The organism is Flavobacterium restrictum (genome assembly GCF_007097245.1).
GTDB classification, from domain to species: domain Bacteria; phylum Bacteroidota; class Bacteroidia; order Flavobacteriales; family Flavobacteriaceae; genus Flavobacterium; species Flavobacterium restrictum.
Genome location: NZ_VJZT01000009.1, coordinates 125,860 through 149,409, shown reverse-complemented (window position 1 = coordinate 149,409; position 23,550 = coordinate 125,860). Strand labels below are relative to the sequence as shown.

The following is a 23,550-nucleotide window of genomic DNA, read 5'->3' as shown; positions in this document are numbered from 1 at the left end:
AAACAAGAAAAATATTGTTAAATATATAAATAAAAAACAAAAAAAGTCGGAAGATTATTCTTCCGACCATTACTACCCATAAGACTGCCATTTTTAATAGGATATTTTTTTGTTTAAAAGACAATTTGTGTTATTGCTGCTTTTTAATTTCCTGAATATAGGCTATTAATTTTTTACCATATAACGATTTTGCAACCGTTGGTGACATCGATTTTTGAATGGTATCTAAATATTTGATGTTGATGTCATAAATCTCGGATAGGGCGATATAAGGTGCTATTTCGTGCTCATGATTATTAATGGCGAAATTGGTAGCAAACAAATATTTTCGTTTAATATTCGATTCTTGTTTAGCCGAAACGCTATCTACTTTTGCCGTATTATTAGCTTTCATGGCATTGAATTTTTGTTCAATAAGCGTGAGGCTTTCGTCTTTGAAACGCGTATTTATTTTACGATATTCCTCGTATAAATCATGGTTTTTGGACCCCGTTATTTTAGCTTCTGATAGGTATCCTTCTAAACTGGTTTCAATATTTATTTTACCAGGTTCGGCAAAAAACAATAAATTATTATCTAATGAATTTGTAACGCCTCTGTCTAAAAATAGATAAAGCATTTCCGGTGATTTTAAGTCGATGTCACTCTCAAACGTGGAACTTCCATCCATTTGAATTGTATCTAATGCTACTAATGTGGTGTCCACAACTCTTTGAATGTATAAAGTACCTTTTTTTAATCCTTTGATGTTACCCGTGATGTGTAAGTTCGTTTTGGATTCATTTTTGTTACAAGATGCCATAAGGGTTAGGGTAACAAATGCAATTATTGTTTTTTTCATTGTTGTTTTAATTTTGTCGCAAAATAAAGAAAATTGTTGGAAACTAATCGTTGTTCGTTTTTATTTTATAAAAAAAATCCCAATTTATTTCTAAATCGGGATTCTAAATTTTATAAGTTAAATTATTTTTTTAACCATGCATCTTTCAATACAGATTTTGAAGGATCGCTAATCTTCAAGCCGTCCTTTTCTTCGTATGAAAATGTTACTTTTCCTTTAATAATTTGTTCTTTACCATCTCTTTTAATTTTCACAGTAATTGGATCATTTTCCTTCCATTTTTCACTCATACTAATTAGATCGTAAATCGTATCTAGGGAGTATGCTTTGTCATTTATAGCCAAAATAACGTCTCCTCCAACAATATTTAAAGTTGTAAAAAAATCATTTAACTCTACATTTGGAGTTACATAAATTTCTTTGTTTTCATGATTTACAGCAATGTAGGGCACTTGGCCTTTTAAGAAAACATTCAATGGTGCTTTCTCTGAAATTTTAGTTAAACCAACTTTAGCCAAATAGAAATCGTAAGGAATTGGGGTTGTCCCAGAAACGTAAGTAGACAAAAAAGTTCCTACTTCTGGATAGGTCAGTTCAGTGATTTTGGCAAACAAATCGGCATCATTAAATGGTTTTGTCACTCCATATTCTTTCGATAATTTTTGCATCAAATCCAGAATTCCTCTTTCGCCATTACTTTTTTCACGAATTATAATATCCATACACATTCCTATTAAGGCACCTTTTTCATACACATTTAGATATTGCTCTTTGTATGGTGTTTTTAATACATTGGCACTCATTAGAGTAAATGGCATCGTGTCATTCATGCTATTGGCATGATTGATTTTATCAGAAATTCGGCTAAAGAATTCTTCTTCGTTAATCAAACCTTGGTTGATTTGAAATAAATTGGCAAAATATTCCGTAACTCCTTCGTACATCCATAAATGTTGAGACATTTGTGGGTTGATGTAATCAAAATACTGGATTTCTTTCGAATGAATGGTCAACGGGGTTACAATGTGAAAAAATTCATGTGAAACGACATCTTTCATTGTTTTTATAAGTGCCTCTTTGGACATCATTTCTGGCAAAACCACAGTTGTTGCCGTTGGGTGTTCTAATGCTCCAAATCCTTTGGCATCATCCTCTGCCATGCTCGAAAGGTATACTAAAACACTATATTTTTGGGTCGAATTGATGTTGCCTAAAAAATTCTTTTGGGCAGTCATCATCGTTTTCATTTCAGGGGTAATGCTTTGGGCAGTAAATTTTCCAGTAGGCGAGTAAACTGCAATTTGAATTTCCATTCCGTTTACGGTAAACGAGGTGTAATCTGGTTTTGCATACATAATGGGATTTTCTACTAATTCCGCATAACGTGGAGTTTCAAAAATATCATTTGTTGTGGCAACATCCAGATCTGTCATTGAAGTTGCTCCCCACAATGTGCTCGGGTGCGCAATGCTAACTTGATAGGGAATGTCTTTTAAATCTTGAAAATATCCTATAAAACTATGGGTATTGATGAGGAAATTTTTGCCTGCATTTATGTTTGTTCCCGCTGGCGAAAAGACATCATCTTGACCAAAACCTCTTCCTTTTTCGGTGTCGAAAGTGTCATTTACATAATAGGTAATTGTCGCCACTTTTTTGGCGTTAGCGATAGTCCAAGTATTGTCGTTCTTCTTGGTAACCAACAATACATTTCCTTTGCTGTCAAAGGCTTTTAAACCAGTGATGTATTTGCCGTAATTGTCTTCCGAGTAGGTTCCTGGAACTGTTTTTGGGATATTGTAAGTTACTTCATCGGTGGTTATTTTTGGGGCTTTTACGGTGACCAAAACACGGTCTTCTTTAACGTCGATAAGATTTATAGCCACTTTTACCTCTTGTTTTGAAGTGCTGGCGATGGAACTTCCTGTTTTACAACTCCATAAAAGTGTGGTCAATGCTAATGTGATAACTATTTTTTTCATTCGTTTTACTGTTTCTTTTGTTAGTCTGTTTTATTTGTATTTGTTACATAAAAAAACCCTCTAATTAGGAGGGTTTTGCATGCTAATCTAATTTGTTTTTTATATAATATTTACCATCTAAATCTTCGTCAAAATCATCTATTTTGACGGGTTTGGGTTTTGGTTTACTTGCGATTGCTTTCTTTTTCCACATTTCGAATTTTTCGGCTGGCATTTTCTTTTTCATAATTTCGAGGACTTCTTTTTCGGCAAGTCCGTATTCTTTTTTTATGATTTCAAAAGGATTTCTCTCTTCTAATGCCAACGTAACAAGTTTTTCTGTTTGTTCCCAGTTCAATTCTTTGCGGTTACTCTTTTTCATCACGTGAAAATTAATTCAAAAAGGTTTTAATTAGTATTAAATAGGATTTAAAATCTGATACCAATATTAATAAAAAAAAGAATTACTTTGGTAGGAAAAAGTATTTTTTTTTAAAGCTTTTCATTTTTTTCTAATGAAAGCTTTTTTTGAAACGGTATTTGTAATAATTTTTTGAGTTGGTTATTTTCTTTGGGATCTAAATGCGTGTCAACACCGTAGATAATTTCTTGTTTAGGAAGCGTTTTAAATGTACCAAAAAGCCTGTCCCAAATCGAGAAAATGTTACCATAATTACTATCGGTATAAGGCAATACATAATGGTGGTGAACTTTATGCATGTCAGGCGAAACGATAAAATAGCTCAAAAAAGTGTCTATTTTTTTTGGCAAAGCAATATTAGCATGGTTAAATTGTGTCGCTATTATAGAAAGCGTTTGGTACAAAAAAACCATCCACATGGGGCTTCCTACTAGTAAAACGCCAAGAGTTGTAAATACAAATCGGATGATGCTTTCACCCGGATGATGCCTATTGGCGGAGGTGGTATCAATCCAAGTATCGGTGTGGTGTATGAGATGGAATCGCCATAAAAATTTAGTTTTGTGTTCTATTAAATGCACCAAATACGCACCAATTAAATCCAACAACAGCAGCCCGATGAGTGTATAAAGCCAAACTGGAAGTGCTGGCAAAAGAGGTAAAATCCCAAAATGTGTTCGGGTGGTCCAATTGGCAGTTTGTATCAAAATAAAAGCTAATAAAAAATTGATCACAATAGTAGTTAGGGTAAGAAATAAATTGATTCCGGCATGATGCCATTTTTTATATTGAAATTTAAAAAGCGGAAAAGTATTTTCGATTAGCCAAAATAGGGTAATGCCTCCCATCAAAATCAAACTTCGATGTGCCGAGGGTATGGTAGAAAAATAAGCTATAATGGTATTCATATTGTTTTTTATTTGATTACTCTAAAAGTTAAATTTATTCGTGGTTCAATAGGTTTTGCTGTTTTTGGGATTTGATGTTTCCAAAAATGCTGTGTAGTCCCTTTCATAATTAACAAACTCCCGTGTTCCAGTACGAGACTTTTTTTTAAACCCAATTCGGTGTTGTGTTTTAATTGAAACGTTCGTGCGGCTCCAAAACTCAATGAGGCAATAACAGGATTAACTCCTAATTCCTTTTCGTTATCAGCATGCCAGCCATTACTGTCTTTGCCATCCCTGTAATAATTGAGTAAAACGGTAGTGAAATTAGTTTGAGCAGCAGCTTCAACACGTAATTTTATTTTTTGCAAAAGCGAAGACCAAGGATGAGGCTGCATTTTGATATTGGAATACGAATACGTTTTCCCTTCATTTCCATACAAAGCAGTCAATCGCGGTTGCGCGTGCTTCTTTCCATAAACCGTAATTTCGTCTTGTTGCCAAGGAATATCTTTTTGCAAATTAACCATTATTTCATCCGCTTCGAGAGCATCAAAAAAATGTGGGTAATAGAGAATCGTTGCTTCTTTGGCGTCAAGCAATACAGGTTCGGATTGGAATAGTGTCATCATATTGTAAAAATAAAGAGAAAAAGGAACTAATTCGCATTCATTTTTCTCTTTAAAATTAATATAAATAAAGTGTAAGTCGTTTCTAATTTAAAATAGTGTTAAGCTACGGAGTGATTTTGCAATAAATTTTTATAAATAAACCCAGCGGCTATTGCTCCTAATATGGGTGCTGCCCAAAACAACCAAACTTGTGACAAAGGCTCTCCACCAACAAATAATGCTTGCGACAAAGAGCGAGCAGGATTTACAGAAGTATTGGTAATGGGTATGCTGATTAAATGTATGAGTGTTAAAGCCAAACCAATGGCTACGCCTGCAAATTTACCATTGGCAAATTTATCGGTAGCGCCAAGAATGACTAACAAAAAGAATAAAGTCAAAACAAATTCGGCAATAAAAGCGGCTTGCATAGAATATCCATCAGGCGAAAAAGCCCCAAAACCATTGGATGCAAAAGCTCCTGCTTTGGTATTATCGATCACAAATCCAGCTTTTCCGGAAGCAATTGTAAATAAAGTCCCCGCGGCAGCAATTGCACCAACGCATTGCGCAAGAATGTAAGGAAGAAGTTCTTTGCCAGAAAATCGTCCTCCTGCCCAAAGTCCAAATGAAACCGCAGGATTAAAATGTCCTCCAGAAATATGCCCTACAGCATACGCCATTGTTAAAACAGTTAACCCAAAAGCAAGAGAAACTCCCGCAAATCCAATTCCTAAATTAGGAATTCCAGCCGCAAAAAGCGCACTACCACAACCACCAAAAACAAGCCAATAGGTTCCAAAAAATTCTGCAAATAGTTTTTTCATAATAAAAATTTTAAATTAAAGGTTAAGGACAAAAGTTAATAATTTGAAAAAGTATATTGGTACGCCCAAAAAATCAAAATCAATTGCAACGGCACGCGTGCTATTAAAATCCATATCGGCAAGTTTAAACTTGCTTTTGAATGAAATAGCATATTCAAATGAACCGGAAATACAGCAATTAGTAGGGCAATAATTCCCCAAGCAGCTCGATTTGTAACTTGTGGATAAAGGAGTAAAAGGCTTAAAATTATTTCAACAAAACCACTTGCGGAATTGATGAATTTAGGATTTGGGAAATAACTTGGAATGATTTTTAAATATACTTTTGGAGCTCTAAAATGATTGACTCCTGCAGTAAAATACACAAAAGCCATTATATAAAGATGCCAAGGTAAATTCATAATACGTTATTTTATTACGAATATAAATAAAAATTAACAAAATAAAAAGTATTGTTTAATTATTTTAACGAAATATTGATTATTTGTTTTTATTAAAGTTGCTATTCATAATAAAAACCGCAAAAAGAATCAGCCCAATTCCGATCCATTGTATCAAAAGTACTTTCTCGTCTAATATAAAATACGCCATTACTACCGAAACAGGAAGTTCCAACGCCGCCACGATGCTTCCTAAACCAATTCCAGTAAACGGAAAACCTGCATTCATAAGGATAGGCGGAATAATTGTTCCAAAAAGCGATAAGAAAATCCCCCACTTGATAAAAATTTCAAAGTGAAAAGGCGTATTTTGAGTCGCAGCTGCAAAAGCAAATGCAATACAAGTACCTCCCATAAGCATGTACAAACTCCTTTGCGCCGAAGAAATAGTAGTAGCGACGCGATTCGCAGTAAACATAGTGACCGAAAATGAAGCCGCTGTCAGTAGTCCTAAAACGAGTCCACGCCAATCGAGTTGCGTTTCTGATTGTAAAACATTTGTAGCCAACAGTGTGCCTATCAAGACAAGGACAACCGAAATGATTTTTCGTTTCGAGGGAATCTTCTTTTCTAGCATCGCTTCGAGTAATACACTCATCCAAACGGTTTGCATTAATAACACTACAGCAATAGAAACCGAGATGTATTTTAGAGCCAAATAATAAAAAACACTCGTTAAGCCCAGTGCCGTTCCAGAAAGACCCAGTTGTAGTATTTGGTTTAGAGAAGCCTTTACAACTTCAGAACCATTTTTTGCTTTTTGAAAGGCATTAATAATTAGCACGCCAAGAATTCCTAGAACAAATTGAGAAATCGTAACTTCCGAAGTGGTATAGCCGTCAGCATATGCCATTTTTACAACCGTAGCTAGCATACCGTAACTGGCAGCGCCAATTCCCACTAGCAACACTCCTTTTAGTACCTTATTTTGTGTCATATTTTGATTTAAAAAAGCAAACAAAGATAGTGGTTACCTATCAGGAATTCGTAAAAAGAATGTTTTTTACTTTTCATCAAATGCTAAAAAAGAAATCCAATCCGCAGAAGTATTTATGTTTTGCGTGATTAAAGAATCTGCTACTGCAATTGTCGTTATTTGAGAAGGATCTAGTTTTTTTATTTCTAAATCCAATCGAGTGTTCAATGGATTTTGCAAAACCAAATTGTTCCAAAAAAAGGAAGAAAGTTGGATGGGATGCCCGTTTTTGCCCTCAAAATTAGGCTGAACAATATCGTTTTTGGTATTGATGATGCGTTGCAAATCAACAGGATTAAGGATGGGAATATCGATAGGATTAAGGAGAATTGTGGACTGTAATGGAATTTCCTTCAATACCGTTTGACATGTCGAAAAGGAACCCGTTTCTGGATTTTTATTCAAAACAACACGAACTCGAATCCCACGATAAGTCACAAAATCATGTTGAGCAGCAGTCAACCACGGAATGGCTTCAAAATAGCGTTCGTGATGAAATCCCAAACCAATATACACATCTGAAAGTGTTGACTTTGCTATTCGGTTTATTTGTTCTAAAATCCAAAACGAGTTATTATAAGGCAATAATCCTTTGGCAACGCCCATCCTCGCTGATTTTCCTCCCGCAAGCAATACAAATACCACCTTATTTTTCATAATGTACCTTTAACAACTCTGCGGCGATACTGATGGCAATTTCTTTTGGCGAATTACCCCCTAAATCCAAACCCACGGGACAATGAACAGCCGAAATTCCAGCTTTGAAATCCAGCTCATGAAGCAACATCGCATTGAATTTATTCTTTTTGGTTTTGCTACCAATAAGTCCAATGTACTTGGTTTGGGAGTGCAAAGCCAATGCTGTAATTTCAAAATCGAGTTGGTGATCGTGTGTCACAATTAGGAGGTAGCAATTGGTTCCCCAATGGATTAACTGTTTGTATTGATCAAAATCGTTAGCGAGATAGGTTATCGATGGGTCTAAAAGGAGGGTTTCTTGCCAGTTGGGTCTAGTATCTAAAAGTGTTATTTGAAAAGGCGTATCCAAAAGCACTTTGCACAAAGCCTCGCCGATGTGCCCTGCTCCAAAAATGTATAGTTCAGGAGATTGATTCATGGGTTCAATAATTAGGGTTACTTTTCCGCCGCAGCATTGCTCGAATTCAGGGCCAAGTGTGTAGGTGATTTGTTTTATTTTATTGTCCTGAAGCGCTTGAAGTGCATCAGCAATTACTTTGAATTCTAGCTTGCCACCACCAATGGTTCCAAAACGTTCTTTTTGTATGGTCACCACCATTCGGGAGGCTACTTTGCAAGGAGCTGAACCTAAAACTTGGCTCACTGTAACGAGTGCTACTGGTGTATTTTCGGTTTTAAATTGGTGTAATAATTCAATCCAATTGTTCATTTAAACGGGTGTTGATTATAGAAAATAGTCAGGTTGTGGTTTTCGAGTTTGCGTTAGGGATAGTAGTGAAAATCCTTTTTTTTTGCAAGTAAAAGATTACTTCTAGTGATTATTTTTTTAATTGGTGTTCAGTGAACTTCGTTTGTAACGAATAGCCCGCTCGCTTTTTTTGTGGGAACGTCCAAAAGGTTCTTTTTTTGGTTTGCAAACACCGTTTTTAAACCAAATTATAATCGCTTAATGGCAAGTTATAATAGCGTTTGCCGGTTAGTTTAAAAATGGCGTTGACAATAGCTGGGGCGATAACAGGAACACCAGGTTCGCCTACACCGGTAGGATTCTCGGTGCTTTCTACAATATCAACATGTACTTTTGGGATCTCATTCATGCGAATTAATGGATAATCGCTAAAGCTGTTTTGCTCTATAATGCCGTTTTTGGCGGTGATTTTTCCATAAAAAGCCAATGACATTCCAAAAATGGCTGCTCCCTCTAACTGTGCTTTTACGGTATCGCTGTTAATGACTGTGCCGCAGTCAATTACAGTGTAAATATTGTGTACTTTGATTTTGTCATTGAGCATAGAAACCTCTACCACCGAGGCTACATAGGTATAAAAACTGTATTGTACCGCAATGCCATAGGCGTGACCGTTGGGCAATGGTTGGTGCCAATTGGCATTTTTTGCAGCACGTTTTAAAACGTTTTTGAGTCGTTTGGTGTCGTATTTTATAGGGTCTTTGGTGTCTTCTAGTCGGTCAGAGCCAATTAAATCTAGTCGGAATTCCAGTGGATCTTTATTGGCTGCAAAAGCCAATTCATCGGCAAAAACATTGACTGCAAAACCATGTGGGATGTTAATTACGGAACGCATCCAGCCAATCCTGACATGAGCGGGTGCTTGGCCTACTTCGACTTTTAAGTTTTTGATTTCATAGGGAATATCCGAGGCTGTTGCAATTTCCCAATTTTGCGCAAACTCAATTCCGGGCGTAAATGTGGACATGATGGAAGGAAGTGCGAAGCGATGCAACCAACCCGTAACCCTGCCTTGATTGTCGAGCGAAGCTTTCATGTATTGCGAACTAACCGTGTGATAATAGCCATGCTTGATGTCGTCTTCACGAGTCCAAACGACTTGAACAGGTGCATGAATCGCTTTGGAAAGGATAACTGCTTCTACAATATAATCGGGTTTTGATTTCCTACCAAAACCTCCACCTAAAAAAGTAACATTTAAGGTCACTTTGTCCGAGGTGGTTGCTAAATAGGCGGTTACTTCCTCGCGAGCAGTTTGAGGATCTTGTGTGGGAGCCCAAACTTGGCAGGTGTCGCCTTGCACCCACGCCACAGCATTAGGTACTTCCATGGGAGCGTGGGCTAAATGAGGGAGTTGAAATGTACTTTCTATGATTTTGTTCGCCGATGCAAAAGCTTGGTCTACATTCCCAATCTCTTTTTCGACTTTTGCTGGCTGATGCACATTTTTAGTTATTTCTACCATATAAGCTTCGGAATCATAGGTTTCATTTTTACCATAATTCCAAGTTATAGCGAGCGCTTTTTTTCCTTCAAAAGCGGCCCAGGTAGAAGTCGCAATTACAGCTATACCACCAAGGGGACCAAAAGGTTTCTCGATTCTAGGAATTTCAATGACATCCAATACACCACGGATTTTCATTGCAGCCGATTTATCAAACGATTGTACGGTTCCAAAAGTTACGGGACAACGGGCTATGGCGGCAAACTTCATATTAGGAAGGCGTTTGTCTATTCCAAAAATGGCACTACCATTGGCATAATTTGCAACATCAATACTTTTCAAGCTTTTGCCAATGTATTTGAAATCTTTTGGATTTTTATAGGTAATATTTGTAGGGATTTCGAGTGTTTTTGCGGTTTCGGCTAATGCGCCAAATCCTATTTTTTTACCGCCCGTATGAATGACAAAATGGTTTTGGGCATGGCATTCGGATTCCGGAACTTGCCACGTTTTTGCAGCAGCGGTAATTAGCATTGCCTTGGTCATAGCACCCATTTTACGCATGGTTTCATATAGATAAAGAATGCTACGGGAACCATCGGTATTTTGATCACCGTACTTGGCGTCGCCTACTGCTTGCTTAACGGAGACTTGATTCCAATCGGCTTCCATTTCGTCAGCAATTACCGAAGTCAGCGAAGTGCGTACGCCATTGCCCATTTCGGATCGGGAGGCGATTAAAATAAGACTGCCATCCGTATTTAACTGCACAAACAAATTGGGATTGAATTCAACAGCGTTTGTCGTATTCATTTCATTCGAAAACAAGGAATAATTGCAAGCTAAAATTAATCCACCCGAAGCTAAACTGATGTTTTTTACAAAACTTCTTCGGCTAATGTTGTTATTAGTGCTCATTATTTGGTTTGGTTTTTTAGTTCAACAGTATGCTGTATGGCTGATTTAATGCGTTGGTACGTACCACAACGGCAAATATTACCTGACATGGCTTCGTCAATATCTGTATCGCTGGGGTTATTGATGGTGTTTAATAATGAAGTAGCCGTTATTAATTGACCGGGTTGGCAATAGCCACATTGCGGAACATTGAAAGCAGCCCAAGCTTCTTGAAGTAATTGTAAATTTGGGGTTGTTCCCTCAATCGTTGTGATTTTTTTGCCTACGACATCCTTAACAGGAGTTAGACACGAATAGGTAGCTGTAGCATTAACTAATACTTTACAAGCGCCACAGGCACCAATACCACAACCAAATTTAGTTCCCGTGAGTCCAATAACATCACGAATTGCCCATAGTAAAGGCATTTCTGGTGCGATATCTAATTTGTATTTTTTGTCATTTATCAAAAGTGTAATCATCTTGCTTTGCATTACTAATTAGGAGGTACAAGTTACTGCTTTTTTAGTTCCATTTAGCAGAACGTTTAAAACAATTGAAAGAGTGGTTTGAGTTTTTACAAAAACTACTGTGTCCTTTTTTTTAATGCAAAAAGCGTCGTGAAAAATTTCAGGACGCTTTTTTTTGGAAGTTGAAAGTTTTGCTAATGCGGTTTATGAAATAGTATTGGTATTATTTACAAAACGTCTTCTTGTTTTTTATGGCACTAGTACTTCCTAGTTGTATGGCTTTAGAAAAATCGAGACAGGCATTTTTTTTGTCTTGGAGGTGGTAATAGGATAATCCACGCATATTTAGGGCAATATAATCTCGTGGGTTCATTGCAAAAGCTTTGGTGCAATCCTCAATGACACTTTTATAATCCAGCATTTTGTAATTGATGGCAGCTCTTGTTGTGTAAGCGTTAGCAATAGTAGGATCAATAGTAATGGTTTTATTGACATCCATCAATGCGCCTTTGCTGTCGTTTAATTTTATTTTTTCGAGCGCCCTATTTAAGTACGCTACTGCAAATGTAGGGTCAAATTGAATGGCTCGGGAATAATCGGCAATGGCTTCTTTAGATTTGCCAGATTCGGCTTTTATCATCGCTTGATCGAAGTAATCATTTGCTTTTTGATTTTGACACCAACTTGAAATGGGGATACTAAATAAGATAAAAAACAATGCTTTTTTCATGAGTAGTTGTTTGGGTAGTTAGTAAGGAGTTTGTATAGCAACCAAACGAAGGTAAGCGTTATTTATTTCATGGAAAAAAAGAAGGGATTGTAACAAGACATTGGTTTTTAAATGCCACCGCAGTTTGTTTATAATTTTCGCTATCGTTTAGTCAGCAAATTTTAAAAATAAAAAACTACTGTTTTATAGCATAAATTCAAAATTCATACTTAATTTAAGTCTCCGTTTCACGCATTTACGAATCACTTTAAATAAAAAATGCTTCAAAATAAAGTCCTGTTTTTTGGGCTTATTTTTGAAGCATTTTCAATAAATGTGACCACGGTGGGATTTGAACCCACACGCCCTTGCGAGCACCAGCCCCTCAAGCTGGCAAGTCTACCGTTTCTCCACGTGGCCTAAAATAAGTAGAGACGTTGCATTGCAACGCCTCTACTATTTTGTGACCCGACTGGGGCTCGAACCCAGGACCCCATCATTAAAAGTGATGTGCTCTACCAACTGAGCTATCGAGTCATTTCGTTTCTTGAATGCGGGTGCAAATATAAGGACTTTTTTTTGAAATTTCAAAGCATTTTTATTATAAATTTGTCTTTTTTAATCAATCGCTCTCAATGCCTTAATACGTAAGGTTTTATTACAATGAAAAAAATTATATTATTAGGTTATATGGGTTGTGGCAAATCTACAATCGCCACTAATTTGTCAAAAAAGGTTCAAATCCCATTTGTTGATTTGGACAAATACATCGAAGAAAAAACAAATTTAGACATTAAAACTATTTTTGAAAAACACGGTGAAATTTATTTTAGAAAGCTTGAACACGAATTATTTCTAGAATTATTACAATCTCCAGAAGCATTTATTATTGGTTTAGGAGGTGGAACTCCTTGTTATGCTAATAATCATGAGCTCTTATTAGGCGAAAATAGAGTCTCTATTTATCTAAAAGCGTCTATTGAAACTTTGTTTGAGAGATTGGCTCATCATAAATCAAAACGCCCTCTTATTGCGGCTAAAAGTGATGGTGAGTTGAAAGAATTTATTGCAAAGCATCTTTTTGATAGAAGTTACTACTACAACCAAGCGCAATACAAAGTGGTCGTTGATGGTAAATCCATTCAGGAAACAGTTGCTGATATTGTGGCTGTTCTAGCTTAAATAAGCATAGTTGTTGCCATTTTCGTCAAAAACTACTTGGACATGCTCTAATAAGGATGTTGATAGCGAAATTCCTTTAAAATCTGCTTTTACAGGGTATTTTTTATGATTTCTATCAACTAGAACTACGGTTTTGAATTTTTTTAAGGGTACGTCTAGGAAATGGCGCACGGCATAAATCATAATAGTGCCCGAATTTAATACATCGTCTACTAGAATCAATCCTTTATTCGTGTATTCTTCCTTTGGTAAAGAGGTGTGAATCGCTAATTCTGGTTGGTCTTTGTTGACAAATACTTCGCAAAGAGCTACTTTGATAGGGGAGATGGTTTGTAGTGCTTGTGCAATTTTTTTAGCAAATATAAATCCGTTGTCAGTGATTCCAGCAAGCACAATTTCTTCTTCTTCTACAAATGTTTCATAGATTTGGTAGGCAATCCGTTTTATTTTGTGCTCGATTTCTAAATGGGTTAGAATGATATTTTTGCTCATTGTGTTTTTTATTTTTTTCAAAGATAAAAAAAATAATTAGGAGACACAGCACTAATTGCTAATTCAAAAGAGCAAAGTTGGGAGTAGATTTTCATAAAAAAGTACTGTGATTTACAGTACTTGGTTTTGTCACGAAATTGAATCTTGATTTAAAAAGTTGCCAACGTGCTTGTGGCGATATTTTTGCTCAACAACGATTCATTTATAACTCCATTAAATTGCGCATAGCTTATGGAAAGTGCTTTTTCTGAAGGCATTTTTGGTTGGTAATCATTGGATATTCGTTTGATGCTGACTATTTTTTTATTTTCGTCCATAAAATAAGATGTAGGAAATCCTAACGTATGTTTTAAAGTAGCGATAATATGAGAGTCATTATCATAGGATTCATTTGCATAGCAAATTTTTATGGCATCGTTAAATTGTGGCGCTATTTTTTTTAGAGCAGACTTCTCGTCCCAAAAAAGTACTATAACTTGTAAGTCGGATCTATGTTCGTTTGCGAGTTGGTTCAATGCGGGGATATCTCCTTTATTGATTACGCACCAAGATGCATAAGTAACTATGAATACTGGTTTTTTAAACTGGTTTAGCTGTACTTTTTTGGATTGGTATCCTTTTAGCGTAAAATCGTCAAATTGCGTTCCTACCAATTTATAACGAACCAATGAATCGAATAAACGTTGTCCTTCGGCAAAATCTTTGTTTTCATAAGCGGCATTACTCGCTTTATTGTATGCTTTTAAATTGTTGTGAAGTGCATCCGAAAAGGCGATAGGAGCTTCTTGGCTTTGGCCAGAAGTTATAAAAAGTAGTACTGCGAGTAAAAGTAATTTTCGTGTCATAATACTTTATTTTTATAAATTATCTAGTAAATTTAGGTTACAAAAAGGTTATTTTATAAAATTAACGATTAACGGTTTGTTTTTCTGTTTAATGACGTGATAATATAAAAAAACCATTCGGTTGGCGAATGGTTTGTGTTAAAAAGGGGGAGTAAGATGTTAGATTTTTTTCATTTGTTCTTTCATCATCTTTATTTGATCGGCTAGCATATTTTGTTTGTCTAGTTTTTTGGCCTCGTTTAATAAATTAGTCGCTTCTAATTTTCTGCGGCGTGACATGGCTACACCGGCTAAATTTAATTTGGCAACCGCTAAATCCATATCCATAGACAATCCCAATTCGATTGCTTTTTTGAAATATTTTTCGGCTTGATTAATATTGGTTTGCGAAAGCATAATGCCATGCAAGTAATTAAAGTAGCCTTGTTGCTTTGTAACTAGTGCAGTTTCGGGTTTTTTGATGTATGCAAGCCATTTCTTGGCTCCTTCAAAATCTTGTTTTCTCAATTTCAAGAATGCTAATAGGATGAATTCGTTTTTAAAGTACAAGAAAATAGGAATAGCACTCAATAAAATAAGGAAGATTCCGTTTCCAATATTACTCTCTGTAAATTGCCAAATGCCAGTAACTATAATAAGTCCAGCGATAATTAGTTTGATATTTCTGTGAAACATAATAGGTGTAATTTTTAGATTGCAAAGATAGTAAAAGGATTTGAAAATATTTTTATAAAACTACTTGCCAGAAAAAAAAGTCTTTGTATATTTGCACTCGGTTTTAGAATAACGGTTATTCCAAAATAAGAAGACATATAAATAAGATTTTAAAGATACAAAGCAATGAGCAAAAGAACGTTTCAACCATCGAAAAGAAAAAGAAGAAATAAGCACGGATTTATGGACAGAATGGCTTCTGCAAATGGAAGAAAAGTTCTTGCGCGTAGAAGAGCTAAAGGAAGACATAAATTGACTGTATCTTGCGAACCAAGACACAAAAAATAATGTTTGTATAAAACAAAATATTAGCCGTTACTATTTTTTAGTAACGGCTTTTTTTAAACTAATTTTTTAAAATCGTAACTTTGTAAAAAAAGATATTTATGGAAGTTTTAAAGCCACAAAACCGAAGTGCTGACGAAATTATTCGTTATTTATTGGATATCAAAAAGCAAACTATTGAAGAAAGCGATGCTTTTGCAAAATCAAAAGAATTTCAAGTCGTTAGGAAAAAACTTAAAGAGTTAAATAAAAAAAATGCTGTATAAGTTTTATTTTGATGGAGGTCAAAATAATAGTTATTTCTTTGAAACAAAGGGAGAAGCAATTTACGAAATTATTTTCAAGCCTACTCCGTATTTATTTGAATTGAAGAATGTCGAAATACTTGAAAATACTTTTGAATTTTCGATTTTATTAAAATACAATCCAACTTCAAAATTACCTTCAAACGATAAAAAAATTGGGGCTACTATGTAGCTATTTTTATGGATTTTTATTTCAAAAAAAGCAGTGCAATATCTGTTTATATATGTGAATCCGCTGACGGAAAAGAATTAGCTAGAAAAAGGAAATTTGATCAATGGTTTCAAGAGTACAATGATGATACTTTTGTTAAAGTAGATAAGAATTTAATCGATAAAGACAATAATAAATTCCCTGTTTCATTAATAATTTCAAAGTTAAATCCTTATGAGGCACAAATATTTAAAGCATTTGTGCGTCTATCATTAAATAATCAAAAATAAACAACAATATCATATACAATGCCAAAAGACAACTCCATAAAATCGGTTTTAATAATAGGTTCAGGGCCAATCGTAATTGGTCAAGCGTGCGAATTTGATTATGCAGGTTCACAATCCGCTCGTTCTATTCGAGAAGAAGGAATTGAAGTGATCTTAATCAATTCCAATCCAGCAACCATCATGACGGATCCCTCCATGGCCGATCATGTTTATTTGAAACCATTAACGACCAAATCTATCATTGAAATACTCAAAGCGCATCCGCAAATTGATGCTGTCTTACCAACAATGGGTGGACAAACTGCTTTGAATCTTTGTTTGGAAGCCGATGAAAAAGGAATTTGGAACGATTTTGGTGTTAAACTAATAGGTGTTGATGTCAATGCCATTAATATTACCGAAGATAGAGAGCAGTTCAAACAATTGCTTAAAAAAATAAACGTACCTAGTGCGCCTGCAGAAATATGTACGTCCTACTTGCGTGGTAAAGAAATTGCACAGGAATTTGGTTTTCCACTCGTGATTCGTCCTTCGTTCACACTTGGAGGAACGGGTGCTGCGATTGTGTATAAAAAAGAAGATTTTGACGAACTTTTGACTCGTGGGTTAGAGGCGTCTCCTATTCATGAAGTATTGATCGATAAGGCTTTGATGGGTTGGAAAGAATATGAACTGGAGTTGTTGCGTGATAAAAACGATAACGTAGTCATCATTTGTTCTATCGAAAATATGGATCCCATGGGAATTCATACTGGCGATTCCATCACGGTTGCACCAGCGATGACGTTATCTGACACGACTTTCCAAAAAATGCGAGATTATGCCATCTTGATGATGCGCTCTATCGGGAATTTTGCTGGAGGTTGTAACGTTCAGTTTGCCGTTTCGCCTGACGAAAAAGAGGATATTGTGGCTATTGAAATCAATCCTCGTGTGTCTCGTTCTTCTGCATTGGCATCAAAAGCAACAGGTTATCCTATTGCAAAAATTGCCTCGAAACTCGCTTTGGGTTACAATTTAGATGAATTACAAAACCAAATTACTAAATCAACATCCGCTTTATTCGAACCCACTTTGGATTATGTGATTGTAAAAATACCACGTTGGAATTTCGATAAATTTGAAGGTGCCGATAGAACTTTAGGACTTCAAATGAAATCCGTTGGGGAAGTTATGGGAATTGGACGTTCGTTTCAAGAAGCCTTGCACAAAGCCACGCAATCATTGGAAATCAAAAGAAATGGTTTGGGAGCTGACGGAAAAGGATATAAAAATTACGAACAAATTATCGAGAAACTAACATTCGCAAGTTGGGATCGTGTTTTTGTAATTTATGATGCTATTGCCATGGGAATTCCGTTGTCAAGAATTCATGAAATTACCAAAATCGATATGTGGTTCTTGAAACAATATGAGGAGCTTTATACTTTAGAAAAAGAAATTTCTAATTATAAAGTAGAAACTTTGCCAAGAGAATTGTTACTTGAAGCCAAGCAAAAAGGGTTTGCCGACAGACAAATTGCACACATGGTTGGGTGTCTCGAAAGTCAAATTCACGATTTGCGTATGGTTAAAAATATCAACCGTGTGTTCAAATTGGTGGATACGTGTGCTGCCGAATTCAAAGCCAAAACACCTTATTACTACTCCACTTTTGAAGCTGAAATAGAAAAAGCTGACGGGACACGTTATGTAGATAACGAGAGTATTGTAACCGATAAAAAGAAAATTATAGTTCTTGGCTCTGGACCAAATAGAATTGGACAAGGGATAGAATTTGATTATTCCTGCGTGCATGGAGTGCTTGCCGCCAAAGAGTGTGGCTATGAAACCATCATGATTAACTGTAATCCAGAAACGGTTTCTACTGATTTTGATACCGCAGATAAATTGTATTTTGAACCCGTTTTTTGGGAACACATTTACGACATCATTCAACACGAAAAACCAGAAGGCGTAATTGTACAATTGGGCGGGCAAACCGCACTTAAATTGGCCGAGAAATTATCGAAATATGGGGTGAAAATTCTAGGAACCAGTTTTGATGCCCTAGATTTAGCCGAGGATAGAGGTCGTTTTTCTGATTTGTTAACCGAGTTGAAAATCCCTTTCCCACAATTTGGAATTGCCGAAACAGCCGATGAAGCTTCTGCTCTTGCGGATACTTTGGACTTTCCGTTATTGATTCGTCCTTCCTATGTTTTGGGAGGTCAGGGTATGAAAATCGTGATTAACAAGCAAGAATTAGAGGAACACGTTATCAATTTATTGAAAACAATTCCAGGAAACAAACTCCTTTTGGATCATTATCTAGATGGTGCTATTGAAGCTGAAGCCGATGCTATTTGCGATGCTGACGGGAATGTATATATTATAGGAATCATGGAGCATATTGAACCTTGTGGTGTGCACTCCGGCGATTCAAATGCTACTTTGCCACCGTTTAATCTTGGCGAATTTGTGATGCAACAAATTAAAGATCATACCCATAAAATTGCAGTCGCTTTGAAAACCGTGGGATTAATCAACATTCAGTTTGCGATAAAAGACGATATTGTGTATATCATCGAAGCTAATCCACGTGCTTCTCGTACGGTGCCTTTTATTGCCAAAGCTTATGGCGAGCCTTATGTGAATTATGCCACCAAAGTAATGTTGGGCGAAAACAAAGTAACCGATTTTACTTTTAACCCACAATTAAAAGGATATGCCATCAAGCAACCCGTTTTCTCTTTCAGCAAATTCCATAATGTAAACAAAGCTTTAGGACCAGAAATGAAATCAACCGGAGAGAGTATCTTGTTTATTGACGACTTGAAAGACGATCAGTTTTATGAATTGTATTCTCGTAGAAAAATGTATTTGAGTAAGTAAAACTCGAAATTATACTATTGAAAAACCCAACCTTTATCATTTTAAAGGTTGGGTTTTTTGTTTGGAGTCCTTTGATTTGGCGAGTTGTAATTTCATCCTTATATTTGAGAAAAATAAAATGGCTTTAGGTTATTTTTTCTAATGTTAGAAAAGTGGTACTGCCCAAAATCCAATCCAATAAAAGCTAAAAATGGCATTATTCAAACGCATCAATACTAAAGCAAAAGCACTTATGAACTCCGGTTTCGGGGGTAATCCGTCTAATTATGGGGGACGTTTTTTTAATAAAAATGGTAGTGCTAATATTAAGAAAAAGGGAATTGGTTTCTTGGACGGCATTAGTTGGTATCATACCCTTCTAGACCTGCCAACCTGGAAGTTCTTGAGTATTCTTTTCTTGTTTTATATCGGAATCAATTTTGTATTTGCTTTTTTGTACTATGGCATAGGAATTGAAAATCTCAACGGAATTAGTGCTTCGGATAGCCCATGGGTACAGTTTGGTGAAGCTTATTTTTTTAGTGCGCAAACCTTTACTACTGTTGGTTATGGGCATATTAGTCCTGTTGGTTTTTTGACCAGCGCACTTTCCTCTGCCGAAGCCTTGATTGGATTGTTGAGTTTTGCCATTGCAACGGGATTGTTTTTTGGTAGGTTTAGTAAGCCTACCGTTTATTTGAAATTTTCGCACAATGCCGTTATTGCTCCGTATCAAGACGGAAAAGCATTGATGTTCCGGTTAGCACCGTTTAAAAACACCAATTATATCGATGCCGAAGTCACTATAACCGTAGGTATGAATGTGGAGGAAAATGGTGTTTTAATCAATAAATTCTATATTCTTGATTTAGAAATGAGTAAGATCAATTCGCTTGTTTTGAGTTGGACTTTAGTTCATCCAATTACCGAAACGAGTCCTTTTTATTTGTTTACATCCGAAGATTTTGAAACCATTCAAGGCGAAATTCTCGTCATTCTAAAAACTTTTGACGATATGTTTAGTACTACTGTTGCTACGAGAACTTCCTACCGATTTTCGGAAATTATTTATGGTGCAAAGTTTAAATTGATGTTCGAAAGAAGTTATAAAAACACGCAAACTATTTTGAATTTGGATCTTTTGAATAGTTTTGAAAATGTGACATTATAAAAATTAGTTTGTTGTAGTTTTTAATGAAAAAAACATTTACATTTGTTTAATAAATTTTGATAATTGATGAACAATATAAAAAATGTATTTAGTATAAAAGATCTTGAAAATCTTTCCGGTATAAAAGCACATACCATCCGCATTTGGGAGAAAAGATACAACGTTTTGCAACCCATGCGAACCGATACCAACATCAGGTTATACGATTTAATAAGTCTTCAAAAACTGCTAAACATTACGCTGTTGCATGATTATGGATACAAAATTTCAAAAATAGCAACCTATTCCGAAGAGAAAATTCCCTCCTTGGTTAAGGAAATTATAACCAATAAAAACGCTAAAAATCATGCCATTAGTGCTTTCAAAATGGCTATGATGAACTTTGATCAGGAATTGTTTTTCAATACTTACAATTGGCTAATAGCCGAAAAATCTTTCAAGGAAGTCTTTCATCAAGTTTTTATTCCGTTAATGAATGAGTTGGGATTGTTGTGGCAAACGGATACAATAACCCCTGCTCATGAGCACTTTATGTCCTATTTGATTAAACAGAAATTAGTATTAAATACCGAGCAACTTCAAATTTTGCCACCAACAAATACCGATAAAGTATTTGTTTTGTCTCTTCCCATGAACGAAATACACGAATTGGGATTGATGTATTTGCATTTTGAAGTGATCTCCAAAGGATATAAATCAATATATTTGGGGGAGAGTATGCCTATTGATAATTTGAAAGTTTTAAAAAAGCATTTTGAGTCCATTGTATATGTGTCGTATTTGACGGTAATGCCGGAGCGAGAGGAGTTGGATCAGTATGTTCGTAAAATGACTGAAGAACTGGTTGATGATGCTACTCAATTATGGTTTTTAGGCAGACAATCAGAATTTATTAAGCGGGAAGGGCTTTCCAAACAAATCACAATTTTTAATTCAATATCCGAAATAGTGGATCAAATGTAATTATTTGTTTGCTAATTTTGTTATTTTGATAAACAAATGAAAAATAAAAAAACAATTTCTATACTAGGTTCTGGATTTTCCTCTTTGGCAGCTGCCTGCTATTTAGCACAAAGTGGTCATGAAGTAACCGTTTATGAAAAAAACAGTACCGTTGGTGGTCGTGCAAGACAGCTCAAAGCAGCTGGATTTACTTTTGACATGGGGCCAAGCTGGTATTGGATGCCAGATGTTTTTGATCGTTTTTTTGCCGATTTTGGCAAGAAAACAATCGATTATTACGAGCTCATAAAACTATCTCCAGCCTACAGAGTCTATTACGGCATAAATGATTTTATAACCATCGCCGATAATCTTCAAGAAATTGTTACCACTTTTGAAAGCATCGAAAAGGGGAGTGGTACCGTATTACAGGAGTTTATGGCTGCCGCCAAAAGCAATTACGATATCGCCATAAAAGATTTGGTGTACCGTCCTGGCGTATCGCCTCTGGAATTGGTAACACTAGAAACCGCTCAAAAAGTGGGGCAGTTTTTTAGTACCATTAGCAAAGATGTTCGCAAGAAATTCAAAAACCAACGTTTAATTCAAATCCTTGAATTTCCCGTTTTGTTCCTTGGTGCTAAACCATCAGACACGCCTTCGTTTTATAGTTTTATGAATTATGCAGATTTTGGATTGGGAACTTGGCATCCCAAAACAGGAATGTTTGACGTGGTAAATGCCATCGAAAGCCTTGCTAAATCTCTTGGTGTAACTTTTGTGACTGATGCTGCAGTAACCAAAATTAAAGTCGAAAATAAAGCTGCCACTTCGCTAGTCGTTAATGGGGAAACTATTTTTTCAGATATCATTTTGAGCGGAGCAGATTACCACCATACCGAAACATTACTGGATCAAGAACACCGCGCTTATTCGGAATCCTATTGGGAAAGCCGCGTTTTTGCCCCGTCATCATTGCTTTTTTATGTTGGTTTTAATAAAAAAATCAGTAACATTTCGCACCACGCTTTGTTTTTTGATGTCGATTTTTACCAGCACGCCAAGGATATTTATGACGAACCACAGTGGCCAGCTGAACCTTTATTTTATGCTAATTTCCCCTCTTTAACAGATCCTACAGCGGCACCTGACGGAATGGAATCTGGTTTTTTTCTTGTACCACTCGCTCCAGGAATTGTTGATACGCAAGCCTTACGTGACGAATATTTTGATAAAATAATAGACCGTTTTGAAACGCTTACCCAACAAAAGGTAAAAGAAAACATAATATACCAAAAATCTTTTTGCAAAAACGACTTTGTCTCTGATTACAATTCCTACAAAGGGAATGCTTACGGAATGGCAAATACGCTCCTGCAAACTGCTTTTTTACGCCCAAAATTAAAAAGCAAAAAAGTAAAAAACCTTTATTTTACAGGACAATTAACCGTTCCTGGCCCAGGAGTACCACCCGCTTTGATTTCGGGGAAACTCGTATCAGAACTTATAAACAAACAATTTTCAGCACAAAATTTATGAAGCAATTATTTGACGATGTATCCTTTAAATGTAGTAAACTCGTAACCAAAAATTACAGTACTTCGTTTTCTATGGCGGTATATATGCTATCGCCAAGCATTCGTGATGCCATTTATAGCATCTATGGTTTCGTGCGTTTTGCTGACGAAATCGTCGATTCTTTTCATGGTTTCGACAAGGAAGGTTTAATCAACGAGTTCGAAACCGAGTATTACAAAGCCTTCAATCGCAATATAAGTCTCAATCCTATTTTGAATTCTTTTCAGCGAACTGTAAAGCAAAATAATATTTCTGACGACCTCATTCAAGCGTTTCTCAAAAGCATGAAGCTGGATTTAGTCAAGTCCGATTATCAAAGCAAATCCGAATACGAAGAATACATTTATGGCTCCGCCGATGTAGTTGGGCTCATGTGTCTCAAGGTTTTTGTACAAGGCAACAACGCCCAATACGACCTCCTAAAAGACGAAGCCATGCGATTGGGTTCCGCCTTCCAGAAAGTAAATTTCCTGCGAGATCTCAAGGACGATAACCTGCTGTTGAACCGTAATTATTTCCCAGGTGTAGATCTAAACTCATTTGATGAACAAGCCAAAAAAGCCATCATCACCGAAATAGAAGAAGATTTTAGAGTCGCCTATCAAGGTATTGTCAAGCTCCCCATGGAAGCCAAATTTGGTGTCTACACCGCATTTGTATACTACAAAAAGCTACTCAAAAAACTCGAAAACACCCCTTGCCACGAAATAGGTAACACCCGCATCCGAGTTTCTAATTACACCAAAGCGGGCTTACTAGCGCAATCCTTCGTGTCTTACAAACTAAAATTAGTATAGATTTCAACATTTAA

26 protein-coding genes and 2 tRNA genes are annotated in these 23,550 nt (G+C 36.0%); 10 read left to right on the top strand and 18 right to left on the bottom strand.

What is annotated here, in order from left to right:
- Nucleotides 1-130 precede the first annotated feature (130 nt).
- The 15 genes from FNW21_RS10205 to FNW21_RS10135 all read right to left on the bottom strand — a co-directional run bounded on the left by FNW21_RS10205 (nt 131) and on the right by FNW21_RS10135 (nt 12,468).
- Nucleotides 131-841 carry a DUF4369 domain-containing protein gene (locus FNW21_RS10205; protein ID WP_144256637.1) on the bottom strand — a complete coding sequence of 237 codons (711 nt, stop codon included), beginning with the start codon at nt 839-841 and terminating at the stop codon, nt 131-133.
- A 122-nt stretch (nt 842-963) separates the two neighbouring features.
- Nucleotides 964-2,823 (bottom strand): M61 family metallopeptidase, encoded by a 1,860-nt coding sequence (locus FNW21_RS10200; protein ID WP_144256636.1) that lies wholly within the window; start codon nt 2,821-2,823, stop codon nt 964-966.
- An 82-nt stretch (nt 2,824-2,905) separates the two neighbouring features.
- Nucleotides 2,906-3,184, bottom strand: coding sequence for a DUF2805 domain-containing protein (locus tag FNW21_RS10195; protein WP_144256635.1), 279 nt, complete (start codon nt 3,182-3,184; stop codon nt 2,906-2,908).
- 110 nt (nt 3,185-3,294) lie between these two features.
- Entirely contained in the window at nt 3,295-4,131 is an 837-nt protein-coding gene (locus FNW21_RS10190) for a sterol desaturase family protein (protein ID WP_144256634.1), read from the bottom strand.
- An 8-nt stretch (nt 4,132-4,139) separates the two neighbouring features.
- Nucleotides 4,140-4,742, bottom strand: coding sequence for an alpha-ketoglutarate-dependent dioxygenase AlkB family protein (locus tag FNW21_RS10185; RefSeq protein ID WP_144256633.1), 603 nt, complete (start codon nt 4,740-4,742; stop codon nt 4,140-4,142).
- 98 nt (nt 4,743-4,840) lie between these two features.
- On the bottom strand, nt 4,841-5,548 hold the full coding sequence (gene aqpZ / locus FNW21_RS10180) for an aquaporin Z (RefSeq protein ID WP_144256632.1): 708 nt from the start codon (nt 5,546-5,548) through the stop codon (nt 4,841-4,843).
- 35 nt (nt 5,549-5,583) lie between these two features.
- A complete protein-coding gene (locus tag FNW21_RS10175) occupies nt 5,584-5,949 on the bottom strand; it encodes a DoxX family protein (RefSeq protein WP_144256631.1) in 366 nt (121 codons plus the stop codon).
- 79 nt (nt 5,950-6,028) lie between these two features.
- A complete protein-coding gene (locus FNW21_RS10170; protein WP_144256630.1) occupies nt 6,029-6,925 on the bottom strand; it encodes a DMT family transporter in 897 nt (298 codons plus the stop codon).
- Between the two features lie 66 nt (nt 6,926-6,991).
- On the bottom strand, nt 6,992-7,621 hold the full coding sequence (locus FNW21_RS10165; RefSeq protein ID WP_144256629.1) for a nucleotidyltransferase family protein: 630 nt from the start codon (nt 7,619-7,621) through the stop codon (nt 6,992-6,994).
- Entirely contained in the window at nt 7,611-8,372 is a 762-nt protein-coding gene (gene xdhC, locus FNW21_RS10160; RefSeq protein ID WP_144256628.1) for a xanthine dehydrogenase accessory protein XdhC, read from the bottom strand. The genes FNW21_RS10165 and xdhC overlap by 11 nt, the downstream gene beginning before the upstream one ends.
- 217 nt (nt 8,373-8,589) lie before the next feature.
- Complete coding sequence (locus FNW21_RS10155; RefSeq protein WP_144256627.1) at nt 8,590-10,773, bottom strand: xanthine dehydrogenase family protein molybdopterin-binding subunit; 2,184 nt, start codon at nt 10,771-10,773, stop codon at nt 8,590-8,592.
- A complete protein-coding gene (locus FNW21_RS10150; protein WP_144256626.1) occupies nt 10,773-11,234 on the bottom strand; it encodes a (2Fe-2S)-binding protein in 462 nt (153 codons plus the stop codon). The genes FNW21_RS10155 and FNW21_RS10150 overlap by 1 nt, the downstream gene beginning before the upstream one ends.
- 211 nt (nt 11,235-11,445) lie before the next feature.
- Complete coding sequence (locus FNW21_RS10145) at nt 11,446-11,952, bottom strand: tetratricopeptide repeat protein (protein WP_144256625.1); 507 nt, start codon at nt 11,950-11,952, stop codon at nt 11,446-11,448.
- A gap of 316 nt (nt 11,953-12,268) precedes the next feature.
- Nucleotides 12,269-12,351 (bottom strand) — tRNA-Leu (locus FNW21_RS10140).
- A 44-nt stretch (nt 12,352-12,395) separates the two neighbouring features.
- Nucleotides 12,396-12,468, bottom strand: a tRNA-Lys gene (locus FNW21_RS10135).
- A gap of 126 nt (nt 12,469-12,594) precedes the next feature.
- On the opposite strand from FNW21_RS10135, the gene FNW21_RS10130 reads away from it, so the two are divergent.
- On the top strand, nt 12,595-13,113 hold the full coding sequence (locus FNW21_RS10130) for a shikimate kinase (RefSeq protein ID WP_144256624.1): 519 nt from the start codon (nt 12,595-12,597) through the stop codon (nt 13,111-13,113).
- Here FNW21_RS10130 and FNW21_RS10125 read toward each other — a convergent pair.
- From FNW21_RS10125 to FNW21_RS10115, 3 genes are all read right to left on the bottom strand, one after another.
- Entirely contained in the window at nt 13,105-13,605 is a 501-nt protein-coding gene (locus FNW21_RS10125) for a phosphoribosyltransferase family protein (RefSeq protein WP_144256623.1), read from the bottom strand. The two genes, FNW21_RS10130 and FNW21_RS10125, sit on opposite strands and share 9 nt — an antisense overlap.
- A gap of 149 nt (nt 13,606-13,754) precedes the next feature.
- A complete protein-coding gene (locus FNW21_RS10120; RefSeq protein ID WP_144256622.1) occupies nt 13,755-14,450 on the bottom strand; it encodes a TlpA family protein disulfide reductase in 696 nt (231 codons plus the stop codon).
- A gap of 159 nt (nt 14,451-14,609) precedes the next feature.
- The gene (locus FNW21_RS10115; protein WP_144256621.1) at nt 14,610-15,125 is read right to left on the bottom strand and encodes a DUF2892 domain-containing protein; all 516 of its coding nucleotides are present in this window, start codon (nt 15,123-15,125) and stop codon (nt 14,610-14,612) included.
- A 165-nt stretch (nt 15,126-15,290) separates the two neighbouring features.
- Between FNW21_RS10115 and rpmH the strand changes: the two genes are divergently transcribed.
- The 9 genes from rpmH to FNW21_RS10075 all read left to right on the top strand — a co-directional run bounded on the left by rpmH (nt 15,291) and on the right by FNW21_RS10075 (nt 23,536).
- Nucleotides 15,291-15,452, top strand: a complete 162-nt coding sequence (gene rpmH, locus FNW21_RS10110) for a 50S ribosomal protein L34 (RefSeq protein ID WP_007136275.1) — start codon at nt 15,291-15,293, stop codon at nt 15,450-15,452.
- 98 nt (nt 15,453-15,550) lie between these two features.
- On the top strand, nt 15,551-15,715 hold the full coding sequence (locus FNW21_RS16345) for a hypothetical protein (RefSeq protein ID WP_185963918.1): 165 nt from the start codon (nt 15,551-15,553) through the stop codon (nt 15,713-15,715).
- Nucleotides 15,705-15,926 carry a hypothetical protein gene (locus FNW21_RS10105; RefSeq protein ID WP_144256620.1) on the top strand — a complete coding sequence of 74 codons (222 nt, stop codon included), beginning with the start codon at nt 15,705-15,707 and terminating at the stop codon, nt 15,924-15,926. Before FNW21_RS16345 ends, FNW21_RS10105 begins: the two co-directional genes overlap by 11 nt.
- An 8-nt stretch (nt 15,927-15,934) precedes the next feature.
- Nucleotides 15,935-16,195 carry a DUF6169 family protein gene (locus FNW21_RS10100; protein WP_144256619.1) on the top strand — a complete coding sequence of 87 codons (261 nt, stop codon included), beginning with the start codon at nt 15,935-15,937 and terminating at the stop codon, nt 16,193-16,195.
- Nucleotides 16,196-16,213: 18 nt separating this feature from the next.
- Nucleotides 16,214-19,069 (top strand): carbamoyl-phosphate synthase large subunit, encoded by a 2,856-nt coding sequence (gene carB, locus FNW21_RS10095; RefSeq protein WP_144256618.1) that lies wholly within the window; start codon nt 16,214-16,216, stop codon nt 19,067-19,069.
- Nucleotides 19,070-19,259: 190 nt separating this feature from the next.
- Nucleotides 19,260-20,219, top strand: a complete 960-nt coding sequence (locus FNW21_RS10090; protein ID WP_144256617.1) for an ion channel — start codon at nt 19,260-19,262, stop codon at nt 20,217-20,219.
- A 66-nt stretch (nt 20,220-20,285) separates the two neighbouring features.
- Nucleotides 20,286-21,182 carry a MerR family transcriptional regulator gene (locus FNW21_RS10085; RefSeq protein ID WP_144256616.1) on the top strand — a complete coding sequence of 299 codons (897 nt, stop codon included), beginning with the start codon at nt 20,286-20,288 and terminating at the stop codon, nt 21,180-21,182.
- A 36-nt stretch (nt 21,183-21,218) separates the two neighbouring features.
- Nucleotides 21,219-22,700 carry a phytoene desaturase family protein gene (locus FNW21_RS10080; RefSeq protein WP_144256615.1) on the top strand — a complete coding sequence of 494 codons (1,482 nt, stop codon included), beginning with the start codon at nt 21,219-21,221 and terminating at the stop codon, nt 22,698-22,700.
- Nucleotides 22,697-23,536, top strand: a complete 840-nt coding sequence (locus tag FNW21_RS10075) for a phytoene/squalene synthase family protein (protein ID WP_144256614.1) — start codon at nt 22,697-22,699, stop codon at nt 23,534-23,536. The genes FNW21_RS10080 and FNW21_RS10075 overlap by 4 nt, the downstream gene beginning before the upstream one ends.
- Nucleotides 23,537-23,550: the final 14 nt, after the last annotated feature.